Here is an 11,693-nt window from a genome sequence, read left to right on the forward strand (position 1 = left end):
CGCAACTCATCTTTTGGGTTTTGAAGTGTTATAAAGAGTTCCAACGTTCGGCAGCCGAGGCGATCGCTTTGTCGCTAGGCTTTTCCTTGAGCATCGCCAATTGCAACTCCTCATAGATAATCTTCCGCAATTTCTCAATATCCTTGGCTGGGGGAATCAAGACTTCAGATTGCGATAGTTGTGAGGCGCTAATGACTCTGGCGCGATCGAGTAATGGTGCATCTTTAGGAGCTTCCGTAAAATAGCGATCGCTCACACTCTTAATTGTTGATGGCAAAGAATTTTCAATTTTGGAAAAGGTAAGTTGATTTTCTGCATTAGTTAGATAGAGGGCAAACTTGACTGCAAGGGCTTGATTTGAGGATGTCGCTGGTACGGCAACATTCATCACCGCTGCACTCTTTTTGCCAGTTGAGCCAGTAATTTGTGCGCCCACATCGGTGACTTTGGCGACCTCTGGCGCATTCAGGGCTACTGTTTTTAAAAACTGGGGACCAGTCAATAAAATCGCTAACTCACCCGATTGATAAAGTTCGATCGCTTTACGATGGCTTTCCGTCAAAATTTCACGGGGAATCAATTGCTTCTCAAATAGATTTACCCAATAGTCAAAGGCTGCTTTCCCTGCCGCATCATTAAAGGCAGCCTTGCCATTGGCATCGAGCAACTTCATGCCCATTTGTACCATTGCTTCGAGAACTTGACCACCATCCATTGTTAAGAGGAAGGCATATTTACCAGTTTTCGCCTTGATCTGTTCCGAAACCTTAGTAAGTTCCTCAAAAGTTTTAGGAGGCTTTGCGGGATCTAAACCTGCCTTCTCAAAAAGAGAACGATTGTAAATGGTGATATCTGTGGCTACATACCAAGGCAAGCCAAAGGTAGCGGTATCCAATTGATTTGCTTTCCATATATTTGGGAAATAGCTCGATTTATCAGTTTCAGAAATGGTTGCCGCCATATCTACTAACGCCTTCTTCTCCGCTAGTTTTGATGCAAACTGAGGATTGAGATTTACCACGTCAGGAGCCGTTTTAGCCGCTACAGAACTCAAAATCTTAGTTTCCATTTCGCCCCAAGGTACATCCACCCATTCCACTTCCGCCGTTGGGTTCTCTTTGACAAAGGCAGCAATTAAGTCCGTCATGTATTTATCAAATTGCGGCTTTAATTGCATTGTCCAAAAGACAATTTTACTTTTACCTGAAGTGCTTGTAGATTGCGTAGTCTGCGCTCCACAGGCTCCAAGTAAAAATAGAGTAGAGAATCCAATAAACTTACGACGATTGAGATTTTGCATGGGAATTAGGTGATATATCAAAATAAGCAGACATATTTTAATCATTAATTGAGAAGCGCAAAACACCCCTCAATTAGTGATTAAGTTGATCTCATGGTAAGCGATCGCTTGAGATTTAGCGTCACATTATTATCTTTAGGAGGCACATCGCTAAAGGCTTCAAAATATTCCTGAGCCACTTTGGGGAAATGGGGAAAATGGAAATCAGCATCACCATCAGCGATATATGCCCAAAAGTAACGTAGGTCAGGGGTAAGCTTCTCAGCGACCTCTAGAGGCAAATTGAGAGGTGGATGCGTCAGTAGTCGCAACACAAAGGGATGCGAATGATTGCCCATCCATTCCCGCGAGAAATGCAAGAAATCAGCCTGTTCAGGAATTGATTTCACACGGAAGGATTCTACTTCTAAGCGATCGCCTAAATCATCGGAAATATAATTCAGGACACGATAGGGATGAGGATAGCTGACTAGGGAGCCAGTAGTAATGTCGTAGAGATCATAGCGATCGCTATAGGCAATATCCTGCACGTGGAGATGTCCTGTGAAAACCATCTTCACATTAGCTCGATGCAAAATTTCGCATAATTGCTGCGTATTACCCAGCATATAGCGCTTTCCGAGGGCATTGCGTGACTGATCATGCATATGTTCCAGCACATTATGATGAATCGTCACCAAGTTCAATTCGTAATCTTGGCGATCGAGAACAGTCTGCAACCACTCTAACTGTTCCTCATCAATCCAGCCAATCTGCTGACCTTCCTCATCAAAGCGATTAGAATTCAATCCAATTAGCCTTACATTAGGCAATACTTCACATTCGTAATAGAGTTTGTTGGGTTCGCTAATGCCTTCGTTGAATCCAAACTTTGTATAGTGCGGCGTAAACTGATCGAAGGTTTCGACCCTTGGTACATCATGGTTTCCTGCGATGACGTAGACAGGATAGGGAAGCTTTGCAAGGCGCTCCGCTAGCCATTGGTGGTTTTCAGGTTCGCCATGCTGAGTGAGATCCCCAGGTAATAGTAAAAAATCTAAGTCTAGGGTAGCCAGATGGGACAGCACCTCTTCAAATGCGGGAATGCTGTACTCAACAAGATGAAATCGCGCAGGATGTTGCCAAATCGTGTGGGGCAATGCAATGTGCAAATCCGAGGCGATCGCAAATTTAAACTTAAGTGCCACCTAGATCCAAACCATAAATAATTACTTTTTGATTATAGGCTATAGCTAGTATAGTGTGATCGGTTTTCTAGCGCCATAATTCTATTTCGCCCTACTATTTATTGAGTTGTACCATTTGTTGATTGAGGTTTGGACCTAAATAAATACTTAAAATACAATGCACTATGAAAGATGATGAAAAGCGCAAAATAGGTAAAGCAATCAAAATACTCAAACAATACAAACGGCTCACCAAAAAGTACCAAGCAAATATAAGTATCCAAAGACAAAAAGAGTTGGATGATATGATAGATTCAGGATCTATTAAATCTAGTAATTTACCAGCTAAATTATATAGAGAATTTCCCACAGAATATAAAGATCTGACTCTGAGTGAATTAGAGAATCTATTTAGAGAGCTATAACGCCATCTTTTCCAAACTATAGGGACTTAGAGATGATTATTACACTTGAAACCAATAATTTAACCAAGCTTACATCCCTATTTACATCAGAACCAACCGATGGAGAAGCCTATGCGGACGCTTACTATCAGGACATTGCTGATCGCTTGTTTCAACAGGGAAGTGAAGGCTGGTTATACTTAGAACAAGTACTTCCATTTTATGATCAACAATCTCGTGATAATCCTTTAGATTTATTGAATCAAGCAAGAGTTAGAGCTATTCTATTCGCCTTATCTCAAGTTAAGTCACCCCGTAAAAAGGCAGAGATTATCGGTTTATTAGAAGGGTATTTAGAAGATTTTCGTCCCAATATTGTCGCTGAAGTGATCGATGGGTTATGTTACCAAAAAGCGAAAAAATATAATATTCGTGTTTTATCGCTTCTAAATCATCCATCTCCTTTTGTACGTGGTAGTGTTTTAAGATATTTTGCTACGCTCTATCCAGAACAAGCTTTACCGATTCTATTAAGGTCTTTAAATGATAGTGATCCAATTGTGCGAGAAAATGCTGCTGATGAGTTAGGTGATTTAGGCTGTGATGATGCTATTCATCCATTACAAACACTTCTTAAAAAAGAGAAAAATCAAAATGTCCGTGAAGCTGTTTCAACTGCTTTAGAAAGCTTGCTACATTAACTCAATATAAGCCTAAATTCTATAGTGATCGCTTGAGTGTCACCGCAAAAGTGCTTCCCTTACCCACTTGACTGATCACATGGATACTACCTTCCATTTTTTGGACTAACTCATTAGCGATCGCTAGTCCTAATCCTGTACCTGCAATCTCACCTTCCGCTTGTCTACCACGGAAATTACGTTCAAATAAGCGCGGCAAATCTGCATCTGGAATGCCTACACCCGTATCTTGGACATAGATATAAACCGTGTCAGGCTTGACGTCTGCACCTAATAACACATAGCCACCCTTGGGAGTATATTTGAGAGCATTCTCAGCAAGATTTCCGATCGCTTCTCTGAGAGCAGACTCGTTACCTAAAACTTTGGGTAAATGGGAAGGGATATTTGATAGAAACTGAATATTCCGTTCTTGAGCGATCGCACTGGCAAAGTTTGTAATTCCATCCAAAATTTCACTCAGATCAATCTCGGTTAGCTCCATTGTTGCCGCAGGTAAGAGCGCTTTTTCATGTTCGGCTTCCGATAGTAAGAGGGGCGCAGGGCGATCAGCTTCACTGAGCAAGTCTTGAATATGCTGAGTTTCGCGCAAAATTCCCGTTACAAACTTTTGATTAGGATCATCAGCAACAATTCGCCGAGATAATAGCTGGGCAAAGGTGCGAATTGCGGTGAGAGGATTGCGGAGTTGATGCAGCAGTGAGGCTAAAAAGTTACTTTGTTCTTCGTAATTGCGCTGTTGATTAGCTGCTAACCATTGATTGCGGCGATCAAGCGCACAGGCGATCGCTAAAGTATTGGCGATTTGCTGAATTTGAGATTGTTCATAATCGAACCAGTCCCGATCTTCCCGTCCCGTCATCAAAAAACCTAAAATTGCCTCTTCATAAATTAAGGGCAAAATAAAGCGACGTTGTCTGACTAAACCACCAGTCCCCATCGATAAAGTTGGCAAAGCCTCAGTCGTAAAAGTCTCAGGTAAAGCGATCGCCCCCTCCTCAGGAAACACAGCAACTTCGATCAAATTGGGTGGCATACCATCGGCGACATTTTCAGTGATATACATAGCGCTAGCGACTGCCCCCAAACTTTGGGTCAGTAAAATAATTTGTGATCGGGCTAGGGCTATAAGGTCGGGACTCGCGGAGAGCATGGGAAAGTAAAAACTATGTAAATCTCAGTATAACTCTCTGATGAGTTGATGCTAGTATCTGTAGCAATTCATGAATGTGATCAGACATTCCTTTGCTCTATGAAAAAATCGTCCTTAGCTCTTTTAAGCAGCCCTGCTGTATTGGCAACATTTTTAGTGTCAGGGAATCCTGCCTTCGCAAATACCAATAGCATTAGCTCCAGTACAAACAAAGAGCCAGATACCTATGCAGAATCAGTTGTAATTACCAAAACAACTACTGAGTCAAACAATCAATCCCTTAGCGATCGCAATGATCGTACCAATATTCTAACCAGCGATCGCATAGGTGATCTTGCCATTAGTAAACTTGGCTGTGACTGTATGGGATGCCGCCAAGTGGTTTTGTCACTATTCTCAAAGTAATAAAAAATAATCAAAAAAGAGGTGCTTAGCACCTCTTTTTTATTACTAGGTTTTAAGAACTGCGATCGCGATGAACGTTTGTGGGGTGCGCTTCAGTTAAACTAAAGGAAGTTATTTTATAAAAATAAGTATATATGCGGTTAAGTGAAGTTACCCACCCTAACCAGTTACATGGTTTGACGATCTCGCAATTGGAATCTATCGCAAAGGAAATTCGGCAAAAACATTTAGAAACGATCGCCGCTACAGGCGGACACCTTGGTCCGGGGCTAGGCGTAGTCGAGCTAACCCTAGCTTTATACCAAACCCTTGATTTGGATCGCGACAAGGTGGTGTGGGATGTGGGGCATCAAGCCTATCCCCATAAATTGATCACAGGACGCTACAAAAATTTCCATACTTTGCGCCAAAAGGATGGGATTGCAGGTTATCTCAACCGTCGCGAAAGTGAATTTGATCACTTCGGGGCAGGCCACGCATCGACTAGTATTTCGGCGGCTTTGGGTATGGCGATCGCCCGTGATTTGCAAGGTGATAATTATAAAACTGTAGCGATTATCGGTGATGGCTCCTTGACAGGTGGCATGGCGCTAGAAGCCATCAACCATGCAGGACATCTTCCCAAAACGAATTTATTAGTTGTCCTCAATGACAATGAAATGTCGATTTCCCCCAATGTGGGCGCAATTCCTAAGTACCTGAATAAAATGCGCCTCAGCCCACCGATGAAATTCATCACCAACAATCTTGAAGGACAAATCCGCAATATTCCCTTTGTGGGCGAACAGATCAGCCCTGAGATTGAAAGAATTAAGGACAATCTCAAGATTGTGACAATGGTACAAAACAAAGTCGGAGCCGTATTTGAAGAACTTGGCTTTACTTACATTGGTCCCGTCGATGGTCACAATCTCAAGGAACTGATCGATACCTTCAAGATGGCGCATACGCTCACAGGTCCCGTGATGGTTCACGTTAGCACCACTAAGGGCAAGGGTTACAGCTATGCAGAAGCTGATCGCGTTGGCTACCATGCTCAAAATTCCTTTGACCTTGCTACAGGTAAAGCAAAACCCTCGGCTTCCAGTGGCAAACCCAAACCTCCCAGCTATTCCAAGGTTTTTGCGGATACGCTGATTAAACTTGCTGAGCATGACAAGCGTATCGTTGCCATTACCGCCGCCATGTCGACTGGTACAGGTTTAGACAAATTCCAAGCCGCATTGCCCAATCAGTTTATTGATGTTGGCATTGCGGAACAACATGCTGTTACTGTAGCCGCAGGTATGGCTTGCGAAGGAATGCGCCCCGTTGCCGCAATTTATTCCACCTTCCTCCAACGCGCCTACGATCAGATCATCCATGATGTCTGTATCCAGAATTTGCCCGTCTTCTTCTGCCTCGATCGCGCAGGTATTGTCGGAGCCGATGGACCTACGCACCAAGGAATGTATGACATTTCCTATCTGCGCTGCATTCCCAATATGGTGCTGATGGCTCCCAAGGACGAAGCCGAAATGCAAAGCATGATCGTTACGGGCTTAACTCACAATGGGGCGATCGCCATGCGTTATCCTCGCGGTAATGGCGTGGGCGCACCATTGCAAGATGAGGATATCGAGCCATTACCAATCGGCAAGGCGGAAGTTTTGCGTGAAGGTAAGGATGTACTGCTCCTCGCCTATGGCTCAATGGTTTATCCTTCCTTGCAAGTTGCGGAACTTCTCAATGAGCATGGAGTTAGCGCCACTGTGGTGAATGCCCGCTTTGCGAAGCCCCTAGATACTGAGCTAATTCTGCCCCTTGCTCAGAAAATCGGTAAGGTAGTCACCCTTGAAGAAGGTTGCTTGATGGGTGGATTTGGTAGTGCGGTTCTAGAAGCAATGAATGATGCGAATGTATTGGCTCCCGTTTACCGCATCGGGGTTCCCGATATTCTCGTGGAACATGCTTCTCCAGAGCAGTCCTTTAATTCTCTTGGTATGTCTAGCGGACAAATTTGCGATCGCATTCTCAATCAGTTTGCCTTTAACAAGCAAACTGCGGCAAGTGCTAGTTAAGTCTACAAAATTTGTCTAGCCAGACTTCGATTGTATAGACAAGGAGATTAATCTCCTTGTCTATAATTTTTTATATCAAGGAAAAGACAATTCATCATGGCTTACAGTGACTTTACATTAGCGCGAGTTAAAGAAGACCTAGGTTTATTGATCAAGGAAGGTGAAAGTTTATTTGCAGAAGTTGAGCCAGTAACACCATCTGATTATCTTCGCGAAACTTTGAAACGTGCAGAATCCTTTGTAACTTTAGTCAATACTGAGAAAGTACGCTCAGAATTTTTGATCGCGCCAGTTTTAGGAGAAGTGAGAGCGCAATTGCAACCATCGGTTAGCTTATTTTCTGGAACTGAGTTTAATGTTGATGTCTCGCTCGGATTGCAGGGCTTTTGTGATTTTATTTTGAGCAAGTCATCGGAACAGATAGACATTACGGCTCCTGTAATTGCGATCGCTGAAGCCAAAAATGAAAGTATTCGCAGTGGTTTAGGTCAATGTATAGCAGAAATGTTTGCTGCCCAAATCTTTAATCAACGTCATGGGCAACCATGCGATCGCATTTACGGTGCAGTTACCACAGGCAGTTTATGGCGCTTTCTGATACTCAAAGATAATATTGCGTATATTGACCAACCTGAATATTTTATCGGTAATGTTGATAAGATTCTTGGTATCTTAATGCTGCCATTTGCATAGACTTTTTCTAAAGAAGACCATTTTGAACTTTGCAAATTGCTTTTAAGACTTGCAATAGTTTTTCAGAAGACTCAGGTTCCATTAAATGCAACGATGGTAATGGCTGATAAGTGGAGTAGGAGTCTTGATCAACACTTTGTTGGATATACACAAACTCGTAGTACACACCATTGGTGGTTAAACCCCATACAGTTTTTTGATTTTCTAAACTTTTATAGGCATAGGTCAAGAGCTGAGGCAATCCTTCCGAAGCGCTGATACTCGTATTCTTCGATTCGATCGCTAAAACCCAAAAGGCAATGTCATTCATTTTTGGGCGATCTTTATTAACACAGATGAGATCTAATCGTCCCGTAATACTTATATCCTCATCTTCAATATTAATCCGATCTATTTCCTGCTCCATCTGCATCTTGATTGGCGCACGATAAAAGCCTGCTAATCTTAACAATGGCAAAATTGATAGTGCCTTGACCATGCCTTCTAAGACTTTTCCATCTGTCAAATAATTTTCAAAATCATTCCGAATTTGAGTAAGTTCAGCAATCTCAAATTCAGACAATGGTTCTAACTGAAGTAACGATTTAAAAGAGCTATAGGATAGCTTTTGAAATTTCAGGTAATGATAAACCTGATCTAAAGTCAAGGTGCTGGCGTTAAGGACAGTCATTATTTTTGCCAAAATACTTAATCTGAATTATATCAATTCAAAACTCAAAATAGAATTAGCAATGCTAATTCGGTAGTGCTAAATAGGTAAGGATGGACGGTGCTTCGTGCCGACCATCCTTACCACAATAAATTCTTTCCTTTTTAGGACTACCGCTAATTCTTCTAGCTACTGTAATGAATTAAGGACAACGTTAGATAATTTTTCAATCTGCATAAATCTCTGAAGGAACTTGACTAAAATCCCTAAATAATCAATTTCAATCTGCTTAACTTTTAGCCAAATCGCGGTGAGATTAACTGCTAAACAGATAATTCCTAAAAACATCAAAATAAACGTGGGAGCCATGACTACGCCGACGATGTACCAGCTAATTACATGGGCAATCATGAGTAATGCGTAAATAATCGCACTAGCGCTAATTGTGAAAATCTCAACAGGCGATCGCTTCAAGATCGTCAATAAAATTGTTTGTGAGGTGGCGATTAAGTTAGCGGGTACGAGGAATGCACAAATAGCTACACAATGCGATCGCGAAAAATCTCCCACAACACTACTTAAGCAATGCAAATCAAACATTCAATTAATCCTTATCTATTCCCTCAAGGATTTCTCAAAATATAGATGAGTGAATCCATTGTTAAAACTGCATATAGCACTGTTCAATCTAGTGAAGTATCGGGTTATGTCCCTGCCTTCGGTAGGGACATAACCCGATAACCTATATACCGTAGCATGGTGATCTCAGCCCATGAGTATTTGTAACTAATCGCAAACAAAAAGAGCGCAAAGCGCTCTTTTTGTTTGCGATTACTCAATGATTAGATTTGCGTAAGTCCTATTTGATTAGCTTTTAGGTCTGACAATACCAAAGACTGAGGTATAACCATGTAGAAATGTTGTGCCACTGACGGGACCAATTTCTCCTGAACAGAAAAAGCCACTAAAGGGAACTAATCCAATATGTTTTTGCAATAATTCTGAATCAAAATTGGGCTTGCCATAGAGACGCTCACCACGACCCATACAGGAAAACATTAGCGCGGCAGTGGGTGTTACATTAGGAGCCTCTAAACTTAACTGATTCATATAATTGGTCAGTGCTTCTTCTAGATCCTCTGCTGAGGCTTTCCCATCGCGTAAATGAAGCTGAATTCTCTGACCCGGACGCATCCGATCGCCAACTGCGATCGCTCCAGAACGTGGATCGACACCAATAATATTGCGGATTAAGAAATCTCCCTGTGATGGATTTGCCTTAAACTCATTCATTACTACGCCGATGAATAATGAATGCTGAGCCAATTCGCGATCGCTTTGGCTCAAATCACCAACGGTATCTTGTAGTAAAGATAAGGGTGGCTTACCCTCTAGTCCTAAAATCAAATTCCGCTCACACTCAGAAACTTGCATGATCTTGCCAATGGGACGACATCCCTGAGCAACTACGGGATCAATTGTCACATCACCCCATAGCGCTACACCAAGCAAGCCTGTGCGGTAAAGCTTATATTTGTGCTGCTCGTGGAAGCAGAACAAGGCATTAGCTCCCATGCCTCCACTGCTAGCCAAGCCACCGACTTTCACCGCATTGGGATAGGCAAAATCTAGCCCTTGGATTAAATCGTTAATGGGAAATGAAAAAGGGTCGCCAACTAAGACAAAACTAGGGGCAAGAGATGGTGAGACTTCGGTTAACTTTTCCCAACGATCAGGAGAGCTATCTAAGTCAGGTAAATCATTATCATTTAAGTGAAATACTTTAGCTTCAGTATTTGGTAAATGTCCCACTAGCAAGGCGATCGCAGGTTTATCTTCAAACTCGCGCCCATTACCGACAATGCCACCCCCCGAACAACCAACTAATTTTTTGATTGGTAATTTATCGGCAAGTAGCGGTAACAAACGTGGATAGTCACTGGCAAAGGCAGTGGATACAAATAAAAAACCTAAATCAAGCGATTTGTCTCCAAGCGCTATCAATACTTGCTGAGATAGGTCTTGCACCGCAGCTTCCAAAGATATTTTTGTCGAAAGACTAGTTACCCACTTCATACACCTAGCCCCAAATCAAGTTCATTTCCAGACATTTCCTTATAAATTGCTCGAAAAGGTTTCCGTAAAACCGTCTATATCTAGCTTAGTATCTAAGCTTACCTTGCAGTGAGAACATTCCTACATTTCCTACAGCATTGCTGCAATTCTTAGAATTTCGCCCCGAATCGACTTTCTGGTAATGTTGACTAATGTGGCGTTTGGTAAACCAAGATTTGGTGAGACGCTGAAACCACAGTAAAATAGCTTCGGTAATACCAAAACACAAAATGGCGTAGCTATTTTGCGGTTTTAAAACCCTTACTGGGTTTGATTTTAGTTCACGAAAGTGTGACTACACTTTTGTGAATTGGTATAACTGCCCAAAGGACAAGTTATTAAGTTTAAGTTATATATAGTTTACAAACTTTACAAATACATTTACAGATACATTTATTACAGCTAAATCAACGGAGAAAACTATATGCCACAGGATGCAATCACTAGCCTGATCAGTACATACGATGCTACTGGTAAATATTTTGATCGCGATGCCTTGGATACCCTCAAGTCTTACTTTGCTACAGGCAATGCTCGTCTATCTGCTTCTGCTGCGATCACCGCTAATGCTGCATCGATTGTCCGCAAGGCTGGCTCACAATTATTTGAAGAAGTCCCCGACCTCATTCGTCCCGGTGGCAACGCTTATACCACCCGCCGTTTTGCCGCTTGTTTGCGTGACTTGGACTATTACTTGCGCTATGCCTCCTATGCTCTAGTTGCTGGTAACAATGATGTTCTCGACGAAAGAGTATTACAAGGTTTACGTGATACCTACAGCTCTCTGGGCGTAGCCATTGGACCTACTGTCCGTGGTATCCAAATCCTAAAAGAGCTAGTTTTTGATTTAGTAGGTGAAAGTGCTGACTGGCTCGGCGCACCTTTTGAATATATGGCTAGTGAATTGGGCGAAAACAATCTATAGATTTCTCTAAAGTACCTCGGCGCAATTAAATATAAAACCCAAAAACCTACGGCGCACGCTGCGCGTGCGCCGTAGGTTTTGACTCTGGTTTTTAATTATGCTCAACTACTTATAGCGATCGC

12 protein-coding genes are annotated in these 11,693 nt (G+C 42.2%); 6 read left to right on the plus strand and 6 right to left on the minus strand.

Going from position 1 to position 11,693, the window contains the following annotated elements:
• Positions 1-28 precede the first annotated feature (28 nt).
• The gene (locus NMG48_RS15830; protein ID WP_271252438.1) at positions 29-1,300 is read right to left on the minus strand and encodes an ABC transporter substrate-binding protein; all 1,272 of its coding nucleotides are present in this window, start codon (positions 1,298-1,300) and stop codon (positions 29-31) included.
• A gap of 80 nt (positions 1,301-1,380) precedes the next feature.
• The gene (locus NMG48_RS15835; RefSeq protein ID WP_271252439.1) at positions 1,381-2,487 is read right to left on the minus strand and encodes a metallophosphoesterase family protein; all 1,107 of its coding nucleotides are present in this window, start codon (positions 2,485-2,487) and stop codon (positions 1,381-1,383) included.
• Positions 2,488-2,651: 164 nt separating this feature from the next.
• Between NMG48_RS15835 and NMG48_RS15840 the strand changes: the two genes are divergently transcribed.
• Positions 2,652-2,891, plus strand: a complete 240-nt coding sequence (locus tag NMG48_RS15840; RefSeq protein WP_271252440.1) for a hypothetical protein — start codon at positions 2,652-2,654, stop codon at positions 2,889-2,891.
• Between the two features lie 32 nt (positions 2,892-2,923).
• The gene (locus NMG48_RS15845; protein ID WP_271252441.1) at positions 2,924-3,571 is read left to right on the plus strand and encodes a HEAT repeat domain-containing protein; all 648 of its coding nucleotides are present in this window, start codon (positions 2,924-2,926) and stop codon (positions 3,569-3,571) included.
• A 19-nt stretch (positions 3,572-3,590) separates the two neighbouring features.
• Here the strand turns inward: NMG48_RS15845 and NMG48_RS15850 are convergent, their stop codons facing one another.
• Positions 3,591-4,637, minus strand: a complete 1,047-nt coding sequence (locus NMG48_RS15850; RefSeq protein ID WP_271252442.1) for a sensor histidine kinase — start codon at positions 4,635-4,637, stop codon at positions 3,591-3,593.
• A 186-nt stretch (positions 4,638-4,823) separates the two neighbouring features.
• On the opposite strand from NMG48_RS15850, the gene NMG48_RS15855 reads away from it, so the two are divergent.
• The 3 genes from NMG48_RS15855 to NMG48_RS15865 all read left to right on the plus strand — a co-directional run bounded on the left by NMG48_RS15855 (position 4,824) and on the right by NMG48_RS15865 (position 7,882).
• Positions 4,824-5,129, plus strand: a complete 306-nt coding sequence (locus tag NMG48_RS15855; RefSeq protein ID WP_271252443.1) for a hypothetical protein — start codon at positions 4,824-4,826, stop codon at positions 5,127-5,129.
• 134 nt (positions 5,130-5,263) lie between these two features.
• Entirely contained in the window at positions 5,264-7,189 is a 1,926-nt protein-coding gene (gene dxs, locus NMG48_RS15860) for a 1-deoxy-D-xylulose-5-phosphate synthase (protein ID WP_271252444.1), read from the plus strand.
• Positions 7,190-7,285: 96 nt separating this feature from the next.
• On the plus strand, positions 7,286-7,882 hold the full coding sequence (locus NMG48_RS15865) for a hypothetical protein (RefSeq protein WP_271252445.1): 597 nt from the start codon (positions 7,286-7,288) through the stop codon (positions 7,880-7,882).
• A 7-nt stretch (positions 7,883-7,889) separates the two neighbouring features.
• Here NMG48_RS15865 and NMG48_RS15870 read toward each other — a convergent pair whose 3' ends face one another.
• From NMG48_RS15870 to NMG48_RS15880, 3 genes are all read right to left on the minus strand, one after another.
• Positions 7,890-8,552 carry a restriction endonuclease subunit R gene (locus NMG48_RS15870; RefSeq protein WP_271252446.1) on the minus strand — a complete coding sequence of 221 codons (663 nt, stop codon included), beginning with the start codon at positions 8,550-8,552 and terminating at the stop codon, positions 7,890-7,892.
• A 168-nt stretch (positions 8,553-8,720) separates the two neighbouring features.
• The gene (locus tag NMG48_RS15875; RefSeq protein ID WP_271252447.1) at positions 8,721-9,131 is read right to left on the minus strand and encodes a hypothetical protein; all 411 of its coding nucleotides are present in this window, start codon (positions 9,129-9,131) and stop codon (positions 8,721-8,723) included.
• Between the two features lie 267 nt (positions 9,132-9,398).
• Positions 9,399-10,607 (minus strand): FIST signal transduction protein, encoded by a 1,209-nt coding sequence (locus tag NMG48_RS15880; protein ID WP_271252448.1) that lies wholly within the window; start codon positions 10,605-10,607, stop codon positions 9,399-9,401.
• A 463-nt stretch (positions 10,608-11,070) separates the two neighbouring features.
• On the opposite strand from NMG48_RS15880, the gene apcB reads away from it, so the two are divergent.
• On the plus strand, positions 11,071-11,571 hold the full coding sequence (gene apcB / locus NMG48_RS15885) for an allophycocyanin subunit beta (protein ID WP_126387237.1): 501 nt from the start codon (positions 11,071-11,073) through the stop codon (positions 11,569-11,571).
• Positions 11,572-11,693 lie beyond the last annotated feature (122 nt).

The sequence above is a fragment of the Pseudanabaena sp. Chao 1811 genome, assembly GCF_027942295.1.
Lineage (GTDB): Bacteria > Cyanobacteriota > Cyanobacteriia > Pseudanabaenales > Pseudanabaenaceae > Pseudanabaena.

Coding starts and splice junctions, on each gene's coding strand:
- dxs (WP_271252444.1), top strand. CDS start 5,264: ATGCGGTTAAGTGAAGTTACCCACCCTAACCAGTTACATGGTTTGACG.
- NMG48_RS15840 (WP_271252440.1), top strand. CDS start 2,652: ATGAAAGATGATGAAAAGCGCAAAATAGGTAAAGCAATCAAAATACTC.
- NMG48_RS15855 (WP_271252443.1), top strand. CDS start 4,824: ATGAAAAAATCGTCCTTAGCTCTTTTAAGCAGCCCTGCTGTATTGGCA.
- NMG48_RS15875 (WP_271252447.1), bottom strand. CDS start 9,131: ATGTTTGATTTGCATTGCTTAAGTAGTGTTGTGGGAGATTTTTCGCGA.
- NMG48_RS15830 (WP_271252438.1), bottom strand. CDS start 1,300: ATGCAAAATCTCAATCGTCGTAAGTTTATTGGATTCTCTACTCTATTT.
- NMG48_RS15880 (WP_271252448.1), bottom strand. CDS start 10,607: ATGAAGTGGGTAACTAGTCTTTCGACAAAAATATCTTTGGAAGCTGCG.
- NMG48_RS15865 (WP_271252445.1), top strand. CDS start 7,286: ATGGCTTACAGTGACTTTACATTAGCGCGAGTTAAAGAAGACCTAGGT.
- NMG48_RS15845 (WP_271252441.1), top strand. CDS start 2,924: ATGATTATTACACTTGAAACCAATAATTTAACCAAGCTTACATCCCTA.
- apcB (WP_126387237.1), top strand. CDS start 11,071: ATGCCACAGGATGCAATCACTAGCCTGATCAGTACATACGATGCTACT.
- NMG48_RS15850 (WP_271252442.1), bottom strand. CDS start 4,637: ATGTATATCACTGAAAATGTCGCCGATGGTATGCCACCCAATTTGATC.
- NMG48_RS15870 (WP_271252446.1), bottom strand. CDS start 8,552: ATGACTGTCCTTAACGCCAGCACCTTGACTTTAGATCAGGTTTATCAT.